Here is a 21,801-nt window from a genome sequence, read left to right on the forward strand (position 1 = left end):
AGCTGGATAAGGTTGCAGCCCAACTAAACAGCAGGCCGAGGAAGACCCTGAAATTTAAAACACCTAAAGAAGTTATTGAAAAGGGTGTTGCGTTGACAGGTTGAATCTACAATCGATGACTTTGGCGCCGGTTACTCGGGCCTCAACCTGCTGGCCGATTTTCACCCCAACATCGTCAAGCTCGATATGCACCTACTGCGCGGCATCGACCATGACCCGACCCGGCAAGCCATTGTGCGCCACTCTCTGGCCCTGCTTGCCGAGTTGCAGATCACCCCGCTGGCGGAGGGGGTCGAGACCCGCGAAGAGATGGCCTGCCTGCGGGAGATGGGCGTCAGCCTGATGCAGGGCTACCTGTTCGCCCGCCCCGGCTTTGAAACCCTGCCCGAGGTAGATTTCGCCAACCTGTAAGCCATATCAACCGCGGCTGTGCAAACATCCGGCTCCATTGCGCTGGACGACAAGCGCTTTAGCCAGCACCACTGCTATGATGCTGGCACCTGTTCATCAACGACCGAGATATCATGAAACGCAAAACCATGGCCCTGCTGCTGGGCACCCATCTGCTGGTCGCGGCGGCAGGCTTTGCCGCTGGTGTCTACACCCTGCCGATCCTGATCGCGCCCCCCGCCCCTGATACCGAGCTGGTCGCGGCCAGCCAGCAGCAGGCGAGATTCCACGGCACCTTTCGCCGGGATCTGAAAGACAGCGATCGTCTGCACTGGGGGGAGGGCAAGGTGAGCATAGGGCCGGATGCCGTCAGCCTGATGGGCAAGCTGGCCCCCGGGCCGGACTACCAGCTCTACCTCTCCCCCGAGTTTGTCGAGACCGAAGCCGATTTTGCCCGCCTCAAGGATCAGATGGTGCGAGTCGGGCCGGTGAAGACCTTCGACAACTTTATCGTGCCGCTGCCCGCCACGCTCGATCCGGCCCGCTACAGCAGCGTGATCGTCTGGTGTGAAACCTTCGGCCAGTTCATCACCGCCGCCCGTTATCAGGATCTGCGCCCGGAGCAGTAACCTCGCCCCAGACCCGCACCATGAAAAAGGGCTGACATCGCTGCCAGCCCTTTTGCTATCCTGCCCGCTCGTCATTAACGCTCCGGCGTGGTCATCTCCCGCAGCAGCTGATCGATGCAGCCCACTACCTGCTCTGAGTTCTGCTCGATCTCGCGGTAGAGCGCCTCAGCCTCTTCATGCTTGTGCTGATTTTTCAGCTCGATAACCTGCTGGATCACCTGATGCAGTCTGGCGTGGGGGGCGGCCATCGCCCTGAAGGCCGGTTGATCGCCGCAGCATGCCTGCCCTTCACTGAAGTACCAGTGACCAAGGCGGCACTCCTTGTCACTGACCGCCTCGCTGCGCGACAGCCCCTCCTGCCCATCCAGATAGGCTCGGACACGGGTCTTCCAGCCCATGTGAGCGGCACGGGCGCGACTCAGCACCATCCGCACGTTGGAACCATCCTGGAACTGCCCGGCCAGATCCCCCAGCTTGTCTACCAGGGTCGCCACATGGCTGGCGATATGGGCGGTATCCCGCGCCACCAGCGTGGTGGCCTGGGAGATCTCGTGGACGCTGACGATATTGCGGGTGATCTCGTCGCTCACCGAGGATTGCTCCTCCGAGGCCGCGGCGATCTGGGTGTTCATGTCGCGAATGCTGTTGACCGCCCCCTTGATCCGGCCGAGGGCTTCTCCCGCCTGATTGGCCCGCTCCACCGACTCCCCGGCCCGCGAGACGCTGTGTTCGATCATGGTCACCGTGGTGCCCACCGCCCGTTGCAACTGCTCGATGGTGCCGCGGATCTCGGCGGTGGAGTGCTGGGTGCGCCCGGCCAGCGAGCGCACCTCGTCGGCCACCACCGCAAAACCACGACCCTGTTCACCGGCCCGGGCCGCCTCGATGGCAGCGTTGAGGGCCAGCAGGTTGGTCTGCTCGGCGATGGACTGGATCACCGCCAGCACCGAGCCAATCTGCTCGCTGGCCTTGGCAACCTCTTTCACCGTGTTGCCCGCGCTGGCGATCTCCTCCGCCAGCTGTTCGATCATGTTGACGCTCTGCTGCACCACCTCATCGCCGGTGACCGCCTGATTGTCCGCTTCGTTGGCCGCTTCGGCCGCCTGTGCCGTGTTGTTGGCCACCTCGTGTACCGTGCTGGTCATCTCGGTCATCGCGGTGGCGAGCTGGGTGGTCTGCTCCTGCTGGCGCGTCATGCTACCAAGGTTGCCGGCCGCACTGCGCGACAACCGCTCACTCTCGCCAGCCAGCTCCCCCAGAGTGGCGGTGAGCTGGCTGATGGTGTCGCGGATCTTGGCAACAAAGCCATTGAACGCCGACCCGAGGCGGCGGATCTCCTCCGGCCCCGCCACCGGCAGCTTGCTGCCGAGATCGCCGGAGCCATTGGCCAGCGCCTCCAGCGCCTTGACGCTGTCGAGCAGCGGTCGATTGATGCGATTGAGTGCGAACGCCATCACCATGGCAATCACCAGAGCCCCTATCAGAGAGATGATCGCCATCTGCCAGCCCTGACGCGCCAGATCGGCCGCGACCAGACTGTGATCCCGAGTCAACTCGATGATACCGACCGCCTTGCCGGAGTAATCGCGCAGGGGTGCCGCCATCACCAGCAAATCACTCCCCTGTTGCGTCATATTGACGAAGCGTTCCTCACCGGCCAGTACCGGCTGATACCACTCCATCACCTCACCAAGCCGGGATGTGCCAACCAGCGTCACCAGCTTGCCCTGCTCAAACAGATAGATGGCGAGCTGCACCTGCTTGTCCAGCAGTTGGCCAAACAGCTTTTCATCCAGGGCACGACCGAACTCCACCGAACCAACCGGCTGCCCGTTGAAGGTGACCGGCACGACCCCGCGCAAACCGGTACCAGCCACGCCAATCTCCAGTCCGCCAACGGCATGATGCTCGCGATTCACCTCAACCACAGTGGGGCGAATGGCAGAGAGGTCATCACCGTGTTTTTCAGGCTTGTGTACCCGATAGAGGGAAGTGGCTGGCGGCAGGTGGAACTGGAACTGCTCGATCCCCTGCGCCTTGATGGCGGGCCAGAGCGGATCAAACAGATTGGCGAGGGTCTGCCAATCCTTGTCGGCCACCGCCTTTGCTGCATCCGGCCGCTGGGCGATCAGGGTCGCCGCCAGCACGGTTTCATGGCTGGTGTTTTTGATCACCGCTTCCACGTTCTGGAGCTGGCTCCGCAGTGCAGCCTGCTCGGCCGCGAGCGCCCGCTGGCGATTTTCAAACAGATTAAAGGTAAGCAGCACCACGGCGAGCAATACGATGCCGCCGATTGCCAGCAGCGTGATCTGGTGACCCAGCTTGCGAGGGGGGAACATAAGACACCATCCTTGACAGTCATATCCAACCTACAGGATGGAACGGTTAAGTCGGGAGTCCATCAGAACTTAACCCTTTGTTGATATTGATCAAACGATTAACAAGCAAAATGCGAGGTGGGTCAAACGGGGGGAATATCCACCAGATAGAGGGCCATTCCCTGCTTCGTGAGAGGCCCTGCATCCAGCCAATAACCAACCCGCAGGCTGGCGAGCGGATTAACGAAAACGGTGCAGGTGGTAGTCGACATGGTAGTCGTTACCATTGCGGAACATGATGGAGTAGTTGAGGAACTCTCCGCTCTCGCTGTATGAGAGCGAGGTGAGCCGCAGGATAGGGGCCCCCTGCTCGATATGGAGCAGCTCGGCAGTAACCCGATCCGCCAGCACGGCACTGAAGCACTCATAGTTACCCGCAATCGCGATGCCGCACTCCCGTTCGATGTAGTCGAATTTGGACCCTTCCAGATGGGCGACCGACAGATTGCGAAACAGTCTGACCGGCATATAGCTCTCTTCCAGCAGCAGAGCCCGACCATCCACCGAGCGGATCCGGCTGGAGTAATAGACGGGTTCATTCACCTTCACCCTCAGCTGACTGGCGATGGCCGGTGGCGCAGGCATGGTGCGAAATTCCAACACCTGGCTGGTCAACGTGCGCCCCTGCTCGCGCATCAGTTCGGTAAACCCGCTCAGCCCTTTGGTCTCATGCTGGACATCCTTTTTCGTCACATAGGTGCCGCTGCCGTGGCGCCGCTCGACCAATCCCCACTCGATCAACATGTCTACCGCTTTGCGAATGGTCATGCGGGAGACACCATACTGTTCTGCCAGCGCTTTTTCGCCCGGCAACACATCTCCCACCCGGCACTCGGCACCGTTTACCCTGATCCTGAGTCGATCAGCCACCGATTTATAGATCACTGCTAGACATCTCCTGTGGTCACAACGCCAACCATCTTATTCTCAATCAAGTGGCTAAATTGCTTAAAAACAATAACTTAACTTTCAACTAAAGCTGCAAGAACATCACGAAACCAAGAGGTACAACAATATCGCAAAAATTAGACATCTTTGTCTAAATAACTGCATGCGTCAGATCACATTATTCCAAGATACTTCATGAGGTCTCTTTTTATCGTTGCTAATTTGCATCTGGCAACACCGGCAAGGATTCGATTAGCTATTTCAACCAAGGGACAATATATGCTCAGTCAAATTCAACGTTTTGGCGGAGCAATGTTCACTCCTGTACTGCTTTTTCCTTTTGCAGGTATGGTAGTAGGCATTGCAATTATGCTGAAAAACCCGATGTTTGTCGGTGAATCACTGGCAAACCAACAAGGATTATTCTTCCAGATCATCCATATTATTGAAGAGGGTGGCTGGACAGTATTCAGGAATATGCCGCTTATATTTGCGATTGGCCTGCCAATCGGCCTGGCAAATAAGGCACAAGCCAGAGCCTGTCTGGCTGTATTGGTCAGTTTCATGACCTAGAACTATTTTATCAACGCCATGGGCATGACCTGGGGCAGTTATTTCGGGGTCGACTTCAGTCAGGATGTGGGGGGTGAGAGTGGCCTCGCCATGGTGGCGGGGATCAAGACCCTGGATACCAGCATCATAGGGGCCATCGTCATCTCCGGCATCGTGACGGCACTGCACAACCGCCTGTTTGATCGCCAGCTACCGGTCTTTCTCGGCATCTTTCAGGGCAGCTCCTTTGTCACCATTGTCGCCTTCTTCGTGATGATCCCCTGCGCCTGGCTGACCCTGCTTGGCTGGCCAAAAGTACAGATGGGCATCGCCTCCCTGCAGAATTTCATGCTGGTCTCGGGTCCGGTCGGGGTGTGGGTATACACCTTCCTCGAGCGGATTTTGATCCCGACCGGCCTGCATCACTTTATCTACGGCCCCTTCATCTTCGGTCCAGCGGCAGTAGAGGGGGGCATTCAGCTCTATTGGGCACAGCACATGCTGGAGTTCAGCCAGAGCACTCGCCCGCTGATTGAACAGTTCCCTCAGGGTGGCTTTGCCCTGCACGGCAACTCGAAGATTTTCGGTGCCATGGGGATTGCTCTGGCCATCTATGCCACGGCAGCCAAAGAGAACAAGGCCAAGGTGGCAGGCCTGCTGATCCCGGCCACCCTGACCGCCATTCTGGTCGGTATCACCGAGCCGCTGGAGTTCACCTTCCTCTTCATCTCGCCGCTGCTGTTTGCCATCCACGCCCTGCTGGCAGCCACCATGTCGACTGTGATGTACCTGTTTGGTGTGGTCGGCAACATGGGTGGAGGTCTGCTCGACCAGTTCCTGCCGCAGAACTGGATACCCATGTTCCACAACCATGCGGGAATGATGTTCACCCAGATCGCTATCGGGTTGGTCTTTACCGGAATCTGGTTCCTGATATTCCGCGCGCTGATTATCAGACTCAATCTTAAAACACCGGGGCGGGAAGACAGTGAAATAAAGTTTTATTCCAAGTCAGATTATCAGGCAGCCAAAAACCAGCGTGGCAGTGATAGTGCAACACAAATTATCGAAGCGCTTGGTGGAGTCAAAAATATACGCAGTCTGAATAATTGTGCCACCCGCTTAAGAATATCGCTGGTTAACAGCAAGCTAGCCGCTGCAGATGAGGAGTTTATTAAATTAGGGGCCCATGGTGTCGTCCGCCATGGCGATAGTATCCAGGTAATTATCGGTCTGCATGTACCTCAGGTACGTGAAAATATGGAATCGATTATGAACAACAGTCATCAACAATCGTCTTTAGTAATGGAGTCATGATCATGAAAAAATTCTCTGTAGTCATTGCCGGTGGTGGCAGCACTTTTACTCCTGGTATCGTTCTGATGTTGCTGGAAAATCAACATCGCTTCCCGCTCAAGGAGATCAAATTCTACGACAACGATGGTGCCCGTCAGGAGATCATCGCCGAAGCCTGCAAAATCTTGCTGAAAGAGAAGGCTCCCGAGATCGCCTTCAGCTATGGCACCGACCCCAAAGCAGCGTTTAGCGATGTAGATTTCGTCATGGCCCATATCCGGGTTGGCAAATATCCGATGCGCGAGCTGGACGAGAAGATCCCGCTGCGTCATGGCGTGGTCGGTCAGGAGACCTGCGGCCCGGGTGGTATAGCCTATGGCATGCGCTCCATCGGCGGAGTGCTGGAGCTGGTCGACTATATGGAGCAGTACTCACCCAATGCCTGGATGCTCAACTACTCCAACCCGGCCGCCATTGTGGCCGAAGCGACCCGTCGCCTGCGTCCCAACGCCAAAATCCTCAACATCTGCGACATGCCGATCGGGATCGAGGGGCGCATGGCCCAGATTGCCGGTCTCAAATCCCGCAAAGAGATGCGGGTACGCTATTACGGCCTCAACCACTTTGGCTGGTGGACCCGAATCGAGGATCTGGAAGGTAACGACCTGATGCCGAAGATCAAGGAGCACGTCGCCCGCCACGGCTATGTGCCCAATAGCGCCAGCCATGCCGAAGCAAGCTGGAACGATACCTTCGCCAAGGCAAAGGATGTGTGGGCGCTCGACCCGGATACCCTGCCCAACACCTATCTGAAGTACTACCTCTACCCGGACTATGTGGTGGCCCACTCCAACCCGGAACACACCCGCGCAAACGAGGTGATGGAGCACCGCGAGAAGCAGGTCTTCACCGCCTGTACCGACATCGTCAAGGCAGGCAATTCAGCAGCGGGCGAGCTGGAGATCGATGAACACGCCTCCTATATCGTTGACCTGGCAACCGCCATCGCCTTCAACACTCAGGAGCGGATGCTGCTGATCGTTCCCAATCGCGGCGCCATCCCCAACTTTGACCCGGAAGCCATGGTCGAGATCCCCTGCCTGGTCGGCAGCAGCGGGCCAGAGCCGTTGCAAGTGGGCAGCATCCCGCTGTTCCAGCAGGGCATGATGGGTCAGCAGGTCGCGGTCGAGAAACTGGTGGTCGAAGCCTGGGTCGAGCACTCTTACCAGAAGCTGTGGCAAGCCATCACCCTCTCCAAGACAGTGCCCAGTGCATCGGTGGCCAAGTCCATTCTCGATGACTTGATAAAGGCCAACAAAGCCTACTGGCCGGAACTGAAATAAACCGCCCATAAACAAAAACCCCCTCGTGACAGAGGGGGTTTTTCGTGTTGGCAACGGGTGCGGATTAACGCAACGGTTTGACCGAGCGACGGACGATCAGCTCGGGCTGTACTGTCATCGATTCCACTTCCAGCTCCTTGTTGCGGATCCGGCTGACCAGATGCTTCACCGCCAGCTGGCCCAGTTCGGCCTTCGGGTGACGGATGGTGGTCAGCGGCGGGCTGGAGAAGCGCGCCATCTCCACATCGTCGTAGCCGATGATGGAGATATCGTCCGGCACCTTGACTCCCGCTTCCCAGGCAGCGCAAATCGCGCCGATCGCCATGGGGTCGTCGAAGGCAAAGACCGCGGTCGGACGAGGCTGCAGGGCCAGGATACGCTGCATGGCATCGAAGCCGCTCTGGCTCTCGTAGTCCCCTTCGAAGACCTGTTCATCTTTAAGGGTCAGACCGTGCTCGCCCAGCGCATCACGTACCCCGTCCAGTCGCTGCTGGGTGGTCGGCTTGGAGAGCTGGCCAGTGATGCAGACGATGTCGCGGTGCCCCAGCTCCAGCAGATGGCGTACGGCCATGCGGGCGCCGATGCGGGCGTTGTCGTTGATGACGTTGGCGAAATCGCACTCCGTGCCCCAATCCAGTACCACCTGCGGCACGTTCTTGTGGATGCGCAGCATGTCGCGCAACGGGGTGTCGATATCGGTACCCAATACCAGCAGTCCATCCACCCGTTTTTCCATCAGCATTCTCAGGTAATGCTGTTGGCGAGGCGGCTGGTTTTCGGTGTTGCAGAGGATCAGGCTGTAGCCCTGTTCGAAGCAGTACGCTTCAACCCCTTGCACCACTTCTGCGAAGAAGGGGTTTACGCTGGTGGTGACCAGCATACCAATGGTCTTGGTCGAATTTATTTTAAGACTGCGCGCTACCGAGTTGGGCGCGTAGTTGAGTTCTGCCACCGCCTCAATCACTTTCTGGGTCGCGTCTTCGCTGACCCGCCGAGTGTGGTTGAGCACATGTGAGACGGTGGAGATGGATACGCCTGCGCGCGAGGCGACATCCTTGATAGTGGCCATCTCTGTCTCCTGACTGTCAAAGGCGGAACATTAGCAGATTTCCCGAATAAAGGCTTGGTTTTAACGAGCTCTGCCACGGAATTGTCAATGCCGGCTAATTTAGGCGCTCATTTCTGTTTGCGCAAATGGATTGTGGTCAAAATGGGAGCGCTGTCAGAGTAAAATATCGCCAGATTAATCCTCTGGCGTTTGTCAGAATCGCATCTCGTTACCAAGATGTTAAGTCAACAAATCAAAATTAAGCTCTGATTAGCTGAAAATAACAGGTCATTTATTTCAAAATCCGCCCATCCAACCCCCTCTGGTTAGTATCTTTAACAGCTTGTTATTGCCCCGTGAGGAATGATAGAACCATACCTATAGCCGGATGCACGGGATGTAGATCCGGAATGGTACACGGAAATGAAACAATCCACTGATTAAGGGACGAATCAATGCATAAGTTGAGCAAAATCACAGTTGGCGCAGCGGTTTCTTTGGCTCTGTTTGGATCGATCTCCATCGCCCACGCGGCAGACACCATCAAGATAGGTATCGCAGGCCCGGTTACCGGCCCGGTTGCCCAGTACGGGGACATGCAGTTCACCGGCGGCAAGATGGCGGTAGAGCAGATCAACAAGGCTGGCGGCCTCAATGGCAAGCAGATCGAAGCAGTCGTCTATGACGATGCCTGCGATCCCAAACAGGCGGTGGCCGTTGCCAACAAGGTGGTGAACGATGGCGTCAAGTTCGTGGTCGGCCACCTCTGCTCCGACAACACCCTGCCCGCCTCCGACATCTATGAAGACGAGGGGATCCTGATGGTCACCCCCGCCTCCACCAACCCCAAGATCACCGAGCGCGGTTACCAGCTGACCCTGCGCACCATCGGCCTGGATAGCGATCAGGGCCCAACTGCCGCCAAGTACATCATCGAGCAGGTCAAACCCCAGCGCGTCGCCGTTATCCATGACAAGAAGCAGTACGGTGAAGGGATCGCCTCCAGCGTCAAAGCGGCGCTCGACAAGGCTGGCGTGAAAGTGGTGGCCTTTGAAGGGATCACCGCCGGTGACAAGGACTTCTCCGCCCTGATCGCCAAACTGCAGAAAGAGAACGTCGATTTCGTCTACTACGGCGGCTATCACCCTGAGCTGGGTCTGATCCTGCGTCAGGCTGGCGAGAAGGGGCTGAAAGCCAAGTTCATGGGCCCGGAAGGGGTGGGTAACAAGGATATCTCCGCCATTGGTGGCCCGGCTTCCGAAGGCCTGCTGGTGACCCTGCCGAACAAATACGATCTGGTGCCTGCCAACGCCCCGCTGGTAGCGGCGTTCAAGGCCAAGGGTCAGGACTCCTCCGGCCCGTTCGTCTGGACTACCTATGCCGCGGTGCAAACCCTGGCAGCCGGTATCGCCAAGGCGGGTGAAGATGACCCGGCTGCCGTTGCCGCCGCCATCAAGGCTGCGCCGATCGATACCGTGATGGGCCCCCTGACCTGGGCACCGAACGGTGACCTGAAAGGCTTCGAATTCGGTGTGTTCCAGTGGCACGCTGACGGTACTTCCAGCCAAATCAAATAATCTGCCGATCGGGGGTGAGTACGCTCACCCCCTCCTCTCTTTGCGGGCAAGTACAGGGAACGCAGTATGTCCGAACACCTCCTCTATCTGGTTCAGCAACTGCTGAACGGATTAACCATAGGCAGCACCTATGCGTTGATCGCCATTGGCTACACCATGGTCTATGGCATCATCGGCATGATCAACTTCGCCCACGGCGAGGTGTATATGATCGGCTCCTATGTCGCTTTTATGGTGATGGCGGGGCTCATGATGATGGGCATCGACAGCACCTTTCTACTGCTGGGAGGCGCCTTCCTGGTCAGTATCATCATCACCGGCACCTATGGCTGGAGCATCGAGCGGGTCGCCTACCGCCCACTGCGCGGTGGCAACCGGCTGATCCCTCTCATCTCCGCCATCGGCATGTCGATCTTCCTGCAGAACATGATGCGGATGGCTCAGGGCTCACGGGATATCGCCATGCCCAGCCTGATCTCAGGTGGCTGGACCCTGGGGGGTGAGGATGGTTTTCAGGCCAGCCTCTCCTATATGCAGCTGATCATCTTCGTGGTGACTTTCATCACCATGCTGGCGCTGACCCAGTTCATCGGCCGCTCCCGCATGGGCCGCGCCTGCCGCGCCTGTTCGGAAGATATCAAGATGGCCAACCTGTTAGGGATAGACACCCATGTAGTCATCTCCATCACCTTCGTGCTGGGGGCCGCGCTGGCCGCCGTCGCCGGGGTGCTGCTCGGCATGTATTACGGCGTCATCAACCCCTACCTCGGCTTTATGGCCGGTCTGAAGGCCTTCACTGCCGCTGTATTGGGTGGTATCGGCAGCATTCCGGGCGCCGTACTGGGCGGCCTGCTGCTCGGCGTGGTTGAAGCGCTCACCGCCGGTTATCTCAGCACCGAGTACAAGGATGTGATGGCGTTTGCCCTGCTCATTTTTGTGCTGCTCTTTATGCCGACCGGCATTCTGGGCCGTCCGGAAGTGGAGAAAGTGTGATGAAACATCAATTTATCCACGCCTGTATCGCCAGCCTGGTGTTGCTGGTGCTCTCTTTCTGGCTGCTCGGCTTCAAGCTGGAGACCGATGGCTCCAGCCTGCAGGTAGTGAGCCGCCTCGATGTGTCGCTGGCCTGGCTGCTGGGGGGGGCCACCCTCGTTTTCTGGTTCCAGATGCTGCGCGGCCAGATTGCCAAGCTGTTTCAGGCCTCCATCAGCGGCTTCTCGGTCGGCTTTACCAAGCTGGTGCTGCCGAGCCCGGAAGAGGCGCCCAAGCTCTATAACCTCACCGCCGTGCTGGTGCTGCTGTTCGCGGTGAGCTGGCCCTTTATGGCTTCTCGCGGCGCCATCGATCTCGCCACCCTCACCCTGATTTACATCATGCTGGGGCTGGGGCTGAACGTGGTGGTCGGCCTCGCCGGCCTGCTCGATCTCGGCTATGTCGGCTTCTACGCGGTCGGTGCCTACAGCTATGCCCTGCTCAACACCTACTTCGGACTGAGCTTCTGGGAGTGCCTGCCCATCGCCGGTGGTCTGGCGGCCCTGTTCGGCTTCCTGCTCGGCTTCCCGGTGCTGCGGCTGCGGGGAGACTATCTGGCCATCGTCACCCTGGGTTTTGGCGAGATCATCCGGATTCTGCTCAACAACATGACCAGCCTGACCGGCGGCCCCAACGGTATCTCCGGCATTCCCAAACCGACCCTGGGGGGTCTGGAGTTCAACCGCACCGTCAAGGATGGGGGCTTTGATACCTTCCACAACTTCTTCGGCATTACCTACAACGCCAACCACAAGGTGATCTTCCTCTACCTGATGGCGCTGGTGCTGGTGGTGGTGACTCTGTTCGTCATCAACCGCCTGCTGCGCATGCCACTGGGCCGCGCCTGGGAAGCGCTGCGGGAGGACGAGATCGCCTGCAAATCGCTGGGGCTCAACCCCACCATCATCAAGCTGACCGCCTTCACCATAGGCGCTACCTTCGCCGGTTTTGCGGGTAGTTTCTTTGCCTCCCGGCAGGGCTTTATCAGCCCGGAATCCTTCGTCTTTATCGAGTCGGCCATCGTGCTCGCCATTGTGGTGCTGGGTGGCATGGGCTCCCAGATCGGGGTGGTGCTGGCTGCCATCGTGATGACGGTGCTGCCGGAGCTGGCCCGCGAATTCAACGAGTACCGCATGCTGATGTTCGGCCTCTTGATGGTGTTCATGATGATCTGGCGGCCACAGGGATTACTGCCGATGACCCGTCCGCATCTGGAGTTGAAGAAATGAGTACACATCAGAAGTTAATGGAAGTCTCTGATCTGTCGATGCGCTTTGGCGGCCTGCTGGCCGTCAACGGGGTCAAGCTGGATATTGACAAGGGTGAGGTGATCTCCATCATCGGCCCCAACGGCGCAGGCAAGACCACCATCTTCAACTGCCTGACCGGCTTCTACTGCCCGAGCGGCGGCATCATCCGCTACAAGGGTGAGGAGATCCAGGGGCTGCCCGGCCATCTCATCGCCCGCAAGGGGATTGTGCGTACCTTCCAGCACGTGCGGCTGTTCAAGGAGATGACGGCGGTGGAGAACCTGCTGGTTGCCCAGCACCAGCACCTCAACACCAGCTTTATCGCCGGCCTGTTCAAGACCCCGGCCTTCCGCCGTGCCGAGCAGGAGGGGCTGGAGCGGGCCGCCTTCTGGCTGGATAAAGTGGGCCTCAAGGATCTTGCCAACCGCGCCGCCGGCAACCTGGCCTACGGTCAGCAGCGCCGGCTCGAGATCGCCCGTTGCATGGCGACCCGTCCCGAGCTGCTGATGCTGGACGAACCGGCCGCCGGTCTCAACCCGAAGGAGACCGACGAGCTGGACGAGCTGATCATGAGCCTGCGGGACGAATTCGGGGTCTCGGTGCTGCTGATCGAACACGATATGAAGCTGGTGATGGGCATCTCCAACCGCATCTTCGTGGTCAGTCAGGGCACCCCGCTGGCCCACGGCAAGCCGGATGAGATCCGTAACAACCCGGCAGTGATCAAGGCCTATCTGGGCGAATCGTAGGACCCAAGGAGTCACGATGTTAGAACTTCGCAACGTATCGACCCACTACGGCAAAATTCAGGCACTGCACGATGTCAGCGTCGAGGTGAAAGAGGGGGAAATCGTCACCCTGATCGGCGCCAACGGCGCAGGCAAGACCACCCTGCTGATGACCCTCTGCGGCGAACCCAAGCCCAGCAGCGGCTCCATCTGGTTTGAGGGGGAACAGATCAGCTCCCTCACCACCGCCCGCATCATGCGCAAGGATATCGCCGTGGTGCCGGAGGGGCGCCGTATCTTCGCCCGCCTGACGGTGGAGGAGAACCTGCTGATGGGTGCCTTCTTCGTCGACAAGGCCGAGCAGCATGGCCTGCTGGATCAGGTGTTTACCTTGTTCCCGCGCCTGCACGAGCGCCTGCAACAACGGGCGGGCACCATGTCCGGCGGCGAGCAGCAGATGCTGGCCATCGGCCGCGCCCTGATGAGCAAGCCGCGCCTGCTGCTGCTGGATGAACCCTCGCTGGGGCTGGCCCCCATCGTCATCCAGCAGATCTTCGACACCATCGAACAGTTGCGGCAGAAGGGGATGACCATCTTTCTGGTGGAGCAGAACGCCAACCAGGCGCTCAAGCTGGCCGACCGCGGCTATGTGCTGGAGAACGGCCACGTGGTGCTGCAAGACACGGGCCCCGCCCTGCTGGCCAACCCGGCAGTGCGGCAGGCCTATCTGGGCGGTTAACCCACTGCCCCGCATGCCATATCAACAAGGGAGCCGCTGGCTCCCTTATCTTTTGTGGGGTTAGTTTGCGCCCAAGCTTGCGGTACACTGGCCCGTAATCAACCTATTCGCAGGACATCCCGATGGACCAGTTTGCCCATATCAATGCCCATGATGCCTACCAGAAACTGAGCTCGGGTGAAGCCCGTCTGGTGGATATTCGCGACCCGCAATCCTTTGAAGCGGCCCACGCGGTCGGCGCCTTCCACCTTACCAACGGCACCCTGGTGCGCTTTATGAATGAAGTGGATTTCGATACCCCGGTCATCGTGATGTGCTATCACGGCAACAGCAGTCAGGGGGCGGCCCAATACCTGCTGCAACAGGGTTATGACGAGGTCTACAGTCTGGATGGCGGCTTCGAGGCGTGGCGCCGGGAGTTTCCCATCGAGGCAGGCGAGGCATGATCCAGCTGCTGGTGCTCGACAACGCCCGCATGGCGCAGGCGCTGGTGGACTATCTGGCTACCCTGGGGATCTCCTGCGAGCTGACCCAGTCCGAGCTGGGGGTCACCATCTGGCTGGCGGACGAGCAACGCCTCGCTCAGGCCCAGCTGGAGGTGAAGCGCTTTCTGGCCGAGCCGGGCCACCCGCGCTACATGGAGGCCTCCTGGCAATCCGGCCGCGCCGATGCCCGCATCGACTACAGCAAGGGGATGACGGACCCTATCACCGACTTCCTCCATCAGGCGGGGCCACTGACGCTGGTGGTGATCATCGCCTGTCTCGCCATCTACGGGATCGAGGCCATCGGCCTGCCAATCTACGATGAACTGGCATTCCACCCGACGCTGGCCCAGTTCACCGACTGGCAGGCGTGGCGTTATTTCACCCCCGCCCTGATCCACTTCTCGGTGCTCCATCTGGTGTTCAACTTGCTCTGGTGGTGGTATCTCGGCGGCCAGATCGAGCAGCGCCTTGGCAGCGGCAAGCTGCTAATCCTGCTGCTGGTGGGCGCCGCCCTACCCAATATTGCCGAGTTCTTTGCCAGTGGCCCGCTGTTTGGCGGCCTCTCCGGCGTGGTCTATGCCCTGCTCGGCTACTGCTGGCTGCGCAGCAAGCTGCAACCGGCCTGTGGCCTGACTCTGCCACCGGCGCTGATGGGCTTTATGCTGTTCTGGATGGTGCTCGGCTTCTTCGACATGCTCGGAACCAGCACAGCCAACATCGCCCACCTGACCGGTCTGCTGGTCGGCCTGCTGCAAGGCTGGCTGGATCGCAACCACCAGCCGACCTGATTTTTCAGCAGCCGCAGAAACGAGAACGCCGCCCCGAAGGGCGGCGTTTTTTTACGCGATTGGCAGTTACTGCTTGATCAGGGTGTCATCGGTTACCTTGACCGCCGCACCGCCACTCATAAAGAAGCTGGCGAACTGGGTCTGGATCTCGGTGGTGACCGCGCCAGCCTGATCGAAGTTCTCGTCAGGAGCCAGCAGCGAGCTATGGCCCCCTTTCAGGAAGCGCGCAGCATGGTGACCCGCCGGGAGCACGCCGGACCCTTTCAGCTCTTGCAAACCCAACACCCGGAACAGCGGCTCGGTGCCACCCAGCGGCGCAGAGGCGATGCTGTTGGGGATCACTTGATCCGGCAGATTGAGGGCGCCATCACCCACGATCTCGGTGGCGAACAGCGGGAAGCTCTTGGCGACGCCACTGCCCAGATTGATCGGGTCCGCAGAGTCCAGCACTGACTGGGCGGCAAAGGTATAGCTCTGCAAGGTGCTCGCCGCACCCGCCTGCGTGGCCGCATCCAGACTGGGCAGGAACTCGTTGACGAAGCAAGTGGCGGCAGCCGTTTTGCAATTCGGTGCATAGGCGGTAAAGCCCGCTTTCAGCGCCGGACTGCCCGAGGTAAGCACGCTCATCTTGATGGTCGGCCCGAAGCTCGGCGAGTTGAGCAACAGCGGCGCGATGCCGCCACCCGGCATCGCCAGACCACCGGTATCGAACTTGAACAAGGCATCAGCCTGAGCACTGCCGGTGGTCTGGTTGGCGACAGCCAGCAGATTGGCCCCGGTAATGGCACCAAGTGAGTGACCGAGGAAGTGAACTTTCAGACCGGCACCACCCAATTGGCCACCCAATCCCTGGGTGTTGGCCAGACCGACAGCCAGTCGCAGTCCCAGCAGATCGGCCACGCTCTGTTTCAGATTGTCCCGCGCCACCGTCAGATAACCCAGATTCAGATAAGGAGTCGGGTTCTCGGAGGTGGTGACGGTATCCATGCTGCCGCTCAAGGCGTAGCCACGTTCGCCGTGCAGCGGATGATCGATCACCACCACAGCGACATTTTTGGCTGTTGGTGTGACTTGCAGACCAGCACCAATCTGGCCCAGCGCCAGCGCATAGGCGTTCTCCTTGATGGAGGTAACCCCGTGTTGATAGATGATCACATCGGTAATGGTATTGAGCGGTGCAGCGGCGAAGATCCGCAGCGGTACCGATTGTACTTCGGTCAGGGTCGGCAACGGGTTGAAACGGCCGATATTGCGCTCGGCATCCAGCGGCTTGCCACCGGAGGTGAGGGTCACCCCGATCAGCTTGCTTGCCTCGGTCAGCAGTTCACTCTGACGGCTCGGGTCGGCGATCAGCTCACCCAGCAATGCCGGGTCCACGCCCGCCCCGACCAGTCCACCGATCACCTCGGTATCGCCCGCTTTCAGCGCGTTGGCGATGGCATAGAGGCTGGGAATGGCGCCGTGCCAAGATTGGGTCTTGGCCTTGTCCCATGAGCCAGCTATCGCCGGGGTAGAGAGGAAGTAAGGGAGTTTGACGGTGCCGGTATATACCTTGGTCACCGCTGCAACTCCGTTTAGGGTGGCATTCGCCGCCACAGCGGCAGCAATCGCATCACGATCTTTCTGCGGCAAGAATGGCTCATTCGCCAGCTGGGTCAGAAAATCCACCCCGCCATTAAGACCGCTGATGGTATAGGTTGCCGGCAGGCTGGTGTTGCCCTTGGCATCCTGTTCCCAGACGAACGCAGCATCCAGACCATTTTCGACTACCTTAGCTGCTGCCCCCTTCACCGCCAGCAGCACATCGGCACCAGATTGGGTGGCAAACCAGTCGGAGAAGATCACCCGATCGCTGGTGATCCCGGTGGCCGCCTTGAACAGACCTTCCTGCAGCGAGATCAGGCCGTTGATGGTCTGCTCCTGAGTGGTTGCGCCAGCTGTCGATTTGAAGCTGCTGTAATCGCCGCCCGCCTTGAGCGGAGTGCCACGACTGTCCTTGAGGGCATCGGTCGCCACGATCATGTAGTAAGAAGAGGGATTGAGCGGCTTGAGCGGAACCAGATTGAGCTTGCCGTCCCCGCCAGTGACCACAAAGTCGGTCCCATAAACCAGTGGCTTGCCGCCCTTGACTCCGTTGGGTTGCAGAGTGACCGGATCCAGCGTGAGCTCGAGCAGGTAGAGGGGCGCAACGGCAGAGGCATACTCGCTGGCCGCCGGTGCTGGCACAGAGACACCGGTCACGGTCGCCGGTACCAGCTGGACGGGTTGGGTGGTTGACCAGCCATCCAGGGTGGAGAGGGCAGATACCGGGTTCGACAGATCAGCAGTTTCTGTCGAAAACTTCAGGGTACCGTCGCTGGCACGGGGGGCCAGCACGCTCGGTCGAATACCGCTGGCGCCACTCAAGGCATAATCGAGGGAGCTGGTGGTGTCTCCCTTGTTGTCATCTCCACCACATCCGGCCAGCAGGGCGCTGACAACAGCTGCATAAATTAGCTTCTTCTTCATTTTTTATTCTCTTTTTATAAGGTTGTTATCCATCACAAGCCAACGGGGTCATCACGACCTCGACTGCAAAACGTTAACATAAAACCAACACCAAATAAGACTCATGCCGGACAGTTCCGGCTCAGCTTTGTGGTGCATGTCATGGTTTCAGGTTAACAAAGGGGCGCAAGGGTAGCAGTTGTGGCCCCATCACCAGACCCGACCAGCCAGCGGGCACCATCACGACTAAAAAGCCGCCGCGATCTCGGCAAAGTGAGGGAATTGTCGGTAGAATGTCCGCCAACGCTTAAGGAGGACATCATGATCGACCCGAAGAAACTGGAAGAGATCGCCAAGCAGGTGCACAACTCCCTGCCGCCCGGCATTCGCAGCATGGGTGAAGAGGCCGAGAAGAAGATGCGTCAGGTACTGCAAGCCCAGCTGGGCAAGCTGGATCTGGTCAGCCGCGAAGAGTTCGACGTACAGACCAAGGTGCTGCTGCGTACCCGTGAAAAACTGGCCGCCCTCGAAAGCAAGCTGGCTCAGCTCGAGCAGCAGCTCGGCGCCAAAGGCGAATAACGAAAACCCCAGCTCGGCTGGGGTTTTTGCTTTGAATTGAACCTGTAAAAAGCATCACACCTGAAGCAGATACCAGGCCCGCTTGCCGCGGGCCTTGGCCTCATACATGGCCCTGTCGGCAACCTCCAATGCCTGTCGGAAGCTCAATGGCTCCTCCTCCCACAGGGCGATGCCGATACTCAGCCCCACCCGTTGCGGGCAACCGGGTTTGGGCACATAGCCGTGCATCCGGCTGATCAGGGCGTCAGCCAGCTGCGCCAGGCCATGGCTCGACACATCCCGGTGCAGATGCACCACAAACTCGTCGCCGCCGTAACGGCCGCATAGAGCCGAGCCAGGCATAATAAGGCGCAGCCAGTCCGCCATCTGCTGCAACACCAGATCGCCGCAGGCATGGCCCAGCTGGTCATTGATCCCCTTGAAATCATCCAGATCGATAAAGAGCAGCGCCCCCGCCCCTTGCGGCTGCAGTTGGGCAAACGCCTTGCCAAACCCCTGCCGGTTGAGCAAGCCGGTCAGCGCGTCGCTGTTGGCGCGCTCCGCCAGTCGCTGCTCATAAGCCTTGCGCTGGGTGATATCGATATGGGAGCCCATGATCCGCAGCGGCTTGCCATCGCCATCCCGATCGACGACCCGACCCCTATCCCACAGCCAGGTGACCTCGCCTTGCGGGTTGATGGTGCGGTATTCGGCTTCGTAGAAGGGAGTTTTGCCCTCAAGGTGGGCAAAGTAGCTGCCCATGGCATGCGCGCGATCGTCGGGATGGAGCTTGGCGCTCCACTGATCGAAATGAGGGGCCATGTCACCGGCCTGAAAGTTCTGCAGGTTGAAGACTCGCAGCTCACCGGTGGGAATGGTGCCCTGCCAGAGACAGATGCCGGTGCCATCGAGGGCGGCATTGAGCTTCTCCTGCAACAGGTCGTTTTCATGCTGCAAAGCGGCGATCTCTGCCTGCAAACGGGCCATTTCACCGCCATGAGGGGACGGGATCAGCGTTGCGACCCGCTCGACAGAGCCGGTCTCTCCCCTGTCATCCTCCGCAGATGCCCTGCCCTCTTCACTCAACACTGCGCCTCCTTGTGCTTGCTCTATGGATGCTCTTGTCAATCCCCCACAAAGATGCCATCAGCTAGGCTCGATTAGTAGCCACTCATAGCCAAAATATTGAAAAATAATGGGATAACGCCGCGATAATCCAACCATTCGGCACGATCAGGTAATGCGGGAGCCCTAAAAACAAAAGCCCCCGGCAAAACCGGGGGCTGCGTCATCCAAGCGGGGATCCCGTCAGATAAATTCGTAGGCGTCACCAAAGATGCGCTCCGGCTCGGCGCCGAGGATCTTGAACTCCTCACGCGCGGCACCCGCCATCTCGAAACGGCCGGCGACATAGATGTCGTAGTCGTGGAGGCTGACGAAGTCATCCATGATCGCCTTGTGTACCAGCCCGCTCTTGCCGGTCCAGTCAGCCTCAGGCTCCTGCACCACCGGAATAAAGGTGAGCGGCGCGTAGTCACGCTCCCACTGCTGCATCTGCTCCAGCTCATAGAGCCAGTGAGCCTGACGCACCCCCCAGTAGAAGAACACCGGGCGCTTGCTGCCTGTGTCGATCAGGTACTCCAGAATGGAGCGGGCGTAAGAGAAACCGGTGCCGCCCGCCATCAGGATCAGTGGACGGGGGGATTCATCGCGCAGGAACGCCTTGCCAGCCGGCAATTCGACCTCGATCTCCCCCTGCTCACGCATGCGGGCCAGCACCTGACCGGCGTAGGCGTTCTCGGGAGTGGCGCCGATCTGCAGCTCCAGCACGCCCGGGCGGGTCGGCGAGTTGGCGATGGAGAAGGGGCGCTTGTCCGAATCGCTCATCACCACCAGCAGATACTGGCCCGGCTTGAAGCTGATCGCTTGCTGCGGCGTCAGGGCCACATGCCAGATGGTGTCGACATATTCGCGCAGTTCCTCTACGCGGCATTTGATACGTTGCATTCTTGTCCTTGTGGCGGGCTCGCTCGGCCCGCTTCGCTCATTGTTTCACTATGGAGTGACGACCAGCAGCCCTGGCCCCGTCAGTCGAGAATACTCAAATCAGTGCGGATCGCATCACTTTTTGCAGCAAAGCTGTCATGTTTGCCTCATCCGAGGATATTGAGCTCATCCCAGATGGCATCGACCTTCTGCTTCACCGCCTCATCCTGCACGATGGGCTGACCCCACTCCCGATTGGTCTCGCCCGGCCACTTGTTGGTGGCATCCAGCCCCATTTTGGAGCCGAGGCCGGAGACCGGCGAGGCGAAGTCCAGATAGTCGATCGGGGTGTGCTCGATCAAGGTGGTGTCCCGTGCCGGGTCCATCCGGGTGGTGATGGCCCAGATCACATCCTTCCAGTCGCGAGCGTTGACGTCATCGTCACACACCACCACGAACTTGGTGTACATGAACTGGCGCAGGAAGGACCAGACCCCCAGCATCACCCGCTTGGCATGGCCCGGGTAACGCTTCTTGATGGTCACCACCGCCATCCGGTAGGAGCACCCCTCCGGCGGCAGATAGAAGTCCACAATCTCGGGGAACTGCTTCTGCAGCAGCGGCACGAACACCTCGTTCAGCGCCAGACCCAGCACCGCCGGTTCATCAGGCGGACGGCCGGTGTAGGTACTGTGATAGATGGCATCGCGCCGCTTGGTGATGTGAGTGATGGTGAAGACCGGGAACTCGTCCACCTCGTTGTAGTAACCGGTGTGATCGCCATAGGGCCCTTCCGGCGCCATCTCACCCGGCTCAAGATAGCCTTCCAACACGATCTCGGCGCTGGCGGGCACCTCCAGATCGCAGCTGATGGCCTTGATCACCTCGGTACGGCTGCCGCGCAGCAGACCGGCAAAGGCATATTCGGAGAGAGTATCCGGCACCGGCGTCACCGCGCCGAGAATGGTCGCGGGATCGGCACCGAGCGCCACCACCACCGGGAAGCGCTCACCGGGATGGGCCTCCTGCCACTCACGAAAATCGATGGCACCGCCACGGTGATCAAGCCAGCGCATGATCAGCTTGTTTTTGGCGATCTTCTGCTGGCGATAGATGCCGAGGTTCTGGCGTTTCTTGTAGGGGCCACGGGTGATGGTGAGGCCCCAGGTGACCAGCGGCGCCACATCGCCGGGCCAGCAGTGCTGGATCGGGATCTGGTCGAGATCGACCGCATCGCCCTCCTGCACCACCTGCTGGCAGGGGGCGGAAGAGAGGCGCTTGGTCGGCATGTTGAGCACCTGCTTGAAGATCGGCAGCTTCTCCATCAGCTCCTTGAATCCCTTGGGCGGCTCGGGCTCCTTGAGATAGGAGAGCCAGACCCCGACCTGACGCAGGGCGCCCACATCGGGCTGGCCCATGCCCATGGCAACCCGATCCGGGGTACCGAACAGGTTGGTCAGCACCGGCATGGTGTAGCCTTTGGGATTTTCGAACAGCAGAGCCGGGCCACCCGCACGCAGGGTGCGATCGCTGATCTCGGTCATCTCCAGATAGGGATCTATCTCGCGGGTGATCCGCTTGAGTTGTCCGTTTTGTTCCAGCTGCGCGATGAAATCACGCAAATCCTTGTATTTCATGCAAGTT

18 protein-coding genes and 1 pseudogene are annotated in these 21,801 nt (G+C 59.4%); 12 read left to right on the top strand and 7 right to left on the bottom strand.

Annotated elements, in window-relative coordinates; all coding sequences use genetic code 11:
- Nucleotides 1-111: 111 nt before the first annotated feature.
- Both ACB035_RS19010 and ACB035_RS19015 read left to right on the top strand, forming a co-directional pair.
- Nucleotides 112-411, top strand: a complete 300-nt coding sequence (locus ACB035_RS19010; RefSeq protein ID WP_371167936.1) for an EAL domain-containing protein — start codon at nucleotides 112-114, stop codon at nucleotides 409-411.
- 113 nt (nucleotides 412-524) lie between these two features.
- A complete protein-coding gene (locus tag ACB035_RS19015) occupies nucleotides 525-1,019 on the top strand; it encodes a DM13 domain-containing protein (RefSeq protein WP_371167924.1) in 495 nt (164 codons plus the stop codon).
- 74 nt (nucleotides 1,020-1,093) lie between these two features.
- Here ACB035_RS19015 and ACB035_RS19020 read toward each other — a convergent pair whose 3' ends face one another.
- Together ACB035_RS19020 and ACB035_RS19025 are read right to left on the bottom strand one after the other, a co-directional pair.
- Complete coding sequence (locus ACB035_RS19020) at nucleotides 1,094-3,358, bottom strand: methyl-accepting chemotaxis protein (RefSeq protein ID WP_371167925.1); 2,265 nt, start codon at nucleotides 3,356-3,358, stop codon at nucleotides 1,094-1,096.
- A 219-nt stretch (nucleotides 3,359-3,577) separates the two neighbouring features.
- Nucleotides 3,578-4,282 (bottom strand): GntR family transcriptional regulator, encoded by a 705-nt coding sequence (locus ACB035_RS19025; RefSeq protein WP_005357335.1) that lies wholly within the window; start codon nucleotides 4,280-4,282, stop codon nucleotides 3,578-3,580.
- Nucleotides 4,283-4,564: 282 nt separating this feature from the next.
- On the opposite strand from ACB035_RS19025, the pseudogene ACB035_RS19030 reads away from it, so the two are divergent.
- Together ACB035_RS19030 and ACB035_RS19035 are read left to right on the top strand one after the other, a co-directional pair.
- A pseudogene (locus ACB035_RS19030) lies at nucleotides 4,565-6,154 on the top strand (alpha-glucoside-specific PTS transporter subunit IIBC).
- Nucleotides 6,151-7,476, top strand: coding sequence for a 6-phospho-alpha-glucosidase (locus ACB035_RS19035; RefSeq protein ID WP_232489819.1), 1,326 nt, complete (start codon nucleotides 6,151-6,153; stop codon nucleotides 7,474-7,476). The pseudogene ACB035_RS19030 and the gene ACB035_RS19035 overlap by 4 nt, the downstream one beginning before the upstream one ends.
- 64 nt (nucleotides 7,477-7,540) lie before the next feature.
- Here the strand turns inward: ACB035_RS19035 and ACB035_RS19040 are convergent, their stop codons facing one another.
- Entirely contained in the window at nucleotides 7,541-8,545 is a 1,005-nt protein-coding gene (locus ACB035_RS19040) for a substrate-binding domain-containing protein (RefSeq protein ID WP_005355925.1), read from the bottom strand.
- Between the two features lie 434 nt (nucleotides 8,546-8,979).
- On the opposite strand from ACB035_RS19040, the gene ACB035_RS19045 reads away from it, so the two are divergent.
- The 7 genes from ACB035_RS19045 to glpG all read left to right on the top strand — a co-directional run bounded on the left by ACB035_RS19045 (nucleotide 8,980) and on the right by glpG (nucleotide 15,126).
- Nucleotides 8,980-10,101 carry a branched-chain amino acid ABC transporter substrate-binding protein gene (locus ACB035_RS19045; RefSeq protein WP_371167926.1) on the top strand — a complete coding sequence of 374 codons (1,122 nt, stop codon included), beginning with the start codon at nucleotides 8,980-8,982 and terminating at the stop codon, nucleotides 10,099-10,101.
- Nucleotides 10,102-10,167: 66 nt separating this feature from the next.
- Nucleotides 10,168-11,094 carry a high-affinity branched-chain amino acid ABC transporter permease LivH gene (gene livH, locus ACB035_RS19050; protein ID WP_005339439.1) on the top strand — a complete coding sequence of 309 codons (927 nt, stop codon included), beginning with the start codon at nucleotides 10,168-10,170 and terminating at the stop codon, nucleotides 11,092-11,094.
- Nucleotides 11,094-12,362, top strand: a complete 1,269-nt coding sequence (locus ACB035_RS19055) for a high-affinity branched-chain amino acid ABC transporter permease LivM (RefSeq protein ID WP_064339037.1) — start codon at nucleotides 11,094-11,096, stop codon at nucleotides 12,360-12,362. Before livH ends, ACB035_RS19055 begins: the two co-directional genes overlap by 1 nt.
- Entirely contained in the window at nucleotides 12,359-13,132 is a 774-nt protein-coding gene (gene livG, locus ACB035_RS19060) for a high-affinity branched-chain amino acid ABC transporter ATP-binding protein LivG (protein WP_219296971.1), read from the top strand. Before ACB035_RS19055 ends, livG begins: the two co-directional genes overlap by 4 nt.
- Nucleotides 13,133-13,148: 16 nt before the next feature.
- Nucleotides 13,149-13,850, top strand: a complete 702-nt coding sequence (locus ACB035_RS19065) for an ABC transporter ATP-binding protein (protein ID WP_371167927.1) — start codon at nucleotides 13,149-13,151, stop codon at nucleotides 13,848-13,850.
- A gap of 122 nt (nucleotides 13,851-13,972) precedes the next feature.
- Nucleotides 13,973-14,296, top strand: coding sequence for a thiosulfate sulfurtransferase GlpE (gene glpE / locus ACB035_RS19070; protein WP_201948262.1), 324 nt, complete (start codon nucleotides 13,973-13,975; stop codon nucleotides 14,294-14,296).
- Nucleotides 14,293-15,126 (top strand): rhomboid family intramembrane serine protease GlpG, encoded by an 834-nt coding sequence (glpG, locus tag ACB035_RS19075; RefSeq protein ID WP_005339431.1) that lies wholly within the window; start codon nucleotides 14,293-14,295, stop codon nucleotides 15,124-15,126. The genes glpE and glpG overlap by 4 nt, the downstream gene beginning before the upstream one ends.
- A gap of 66 nt (nucleotides 15,127-15,192) precedes the next feature.
- Here the strand turns inward: glpG and ACB035_RS19080 are convergent, their stop codons facing one another.
- Nucleotides 15,193-17,634 carry a VolA/Pla-1 family phospholipase gene (locus ACB035_RS19080; protein WP_371167928.1) on the bottom strand — a complete coding sequence of 814 codons (2,442 nt, stop codon included), beginning with the start codon at nucleotides 17,632-17,634 and terminating at the stop codon, nucleotides 15,193-15,195.
- A gap of 300 nt (nucleotides 17,635-17,934) precedes the next feature.
- On the opposite strand from ACB035_RS19080, the gene ACB035_RS19085 reads away from it, so the two are divergent.
- The gene (locus ACB035_RS19085; RefSeq protein WP_005339429.1) at nucleotides 17,935-18,192 is read left to right on the top strand and encodes an accessory factor UbiK family protein; all 258 of its coding nucleotides are present in this window, start codon (nucleotides 17,935-17,937) and stop codon (nucleotides 18,190-18,192) included.
- 54 nt (nucleotides 18,193-18,246) lie between these two features.
- Here ACB035_RS19085 and ACB035_RS19090 read toward each other — a convergent pair whose 3' ends face one another.
- The 3 genes from ACB035_RS19090 to ubiD all read right to left on the bottom strand — a co-directional run bounded on the left by ACB035_RS19090 (nucleotide 18,247) and on the right by ubiD (nucleotide 21,794).
- The gene (locus ACB035_RS19090) at nucleotides 18,247-19,260 is read right to left on the bottom strand and encodes a GGDEF domain-containing protein (RefSeq protein WP_371167929.1); all 1,014 of its coding nucleotides are present in this window, start codon (nucleotides 19,258-19,260) and stop codon (nucleotides 18,247-18,249) included.
- 219 nt (nucleotides 19,261-19,479) lie between these two features.
- A complete protein-coding gene (gene fre, locus ACB035_RS19095) occupies nucleotides 19,480-20,178 on the bottom strand; it encodes an NAD(P)H-flavin reductase (RefSeq protein WP_005339423.1) in 699 nt (232 codons plus the stop codon).
- Between the two features lie 146 nt (nucleotides 20,179-20,324).
- On the bottom strand, nucleotides 20,325-21,794 hold the full coding sequence (gene ubiD, locus ACB035_RS19100) for a 4-hydroxy-3-polyprenylbenzoate decarboxylase (RefSeq protein WP_005339421.1): 1,470 nt from the start codon (nucleotides 21,792-21,794) through the stop codon (nucleotides 20,325-20,327).
- Between the last annotated feature and the right edge of the window lie 7 nt (nucleotides 21,795-21,801).

The organism is Aeromonas sp. S12(2024) (assembly GCF_041402305.1).
GTDB lineage: Bacteria > Pseudomonadota > Gammaproteobacteria > Enterobacterales > Aeromonadaceae > Aeromonas > Aeromonas veronii.

Coding starts and splice junctions, on each gene's coding strand:
- ACB035_RS19015 (WP_371167924.1), top strand. CDS start 525: ATGAAACGCAAAACCATGGCCCTGCTGCTGGGCACCCATCTGCTGGTC.
- ACB035_RS19020 (WP_371167925.1), bottom strand. CDS start 3,358: ATGTTCCCCCCTCGCAAGCTGGGTCACCAGATCACGCTGCTGGCAATC.
- ACB035_RS19035 (WP_232489819.1), top strand. CDS start 6,151: ATGATCATGAAAAAATTCTCTGTAGTCATTGCCGGTGGTGGCAGCACT.
- ACB035_RS19040 (WP_005355925.1), bottom strand. CDS start 8,545: ATGGCCACTATCAAGGATGTCGCCTCGCGCGCAGGCGTATCCATCTCC.
- ACB035_RS19045 (WP_371167926.1), top strand. CDS start 8,980: ATGCATAAGTTGAGCAAAATCACAGTTGGCGCAGCGGTTTCTTTGGCT.
- livH (WP_005339439.1), top strand. CDS start 10,168: ATGTCCGAACACCTCCTCTATCTGGTTCAGCAACTGCTGAACGGATTA.
- ACB035_RS19055 (WP_064339037.1), top strand. CDS start 11,094: ATGAAACATCAATTTATCCACGCCTGTATCGCCAGCCTGGTGTTGCTG.
- livG (WP_219296971.1), top strand. CDS start 12,359: ATGAGTACACATCAGAAGTTAATGGAAGTCTCTGATCTGTCGATGCGC.
- ACB035_RS19065 (WP_371167927.1), top strand. CDS start 13,149: ATGTTAGAACTTCGCAACGTATCGACCCACTACGGCAAAATTCAGGCA.
- glpE (WP_201948262.1), top strand. CDS start 13,973: ATGGACCAGTTTGCCCATATCAATGCCCATGATGCCTACCAGAAACTG.
- glpG (WP_005339431.1), top strand. CDS start 14,293: ATGATCCAGCTGCTGGTGCTCGACAACGCCCGCATGGCGCAGGCGCTG.
- ACB035_RS19080 (WP_371167928.1), bottom strand. CDS start 17,634: ATGAAGAAGAAGCTAATTTATGCAGCTGTTGTCAGCGCCCTGCTGGCC.
- ACB035_RS19085 (WP_005339429.1), top strand. CDS start 17,935: ATGATCGACCCGAAGAAACTGGAAGAGATCGCCAAGCAGGTGCACAAC.
- fre (WP_005339423.1), bottom strand. CDS start 20,178: ATGCAACGTATCAAATGCCGCGTAGAGGAACTGCGCGAATATGTCGAC.
- ubiD (WP_005339421.1), bottom strand. CDS start 21,794: ATGAAATACAAGGATTTGCGTGATTTCATCGCGCAGCTGGAACAAAAC.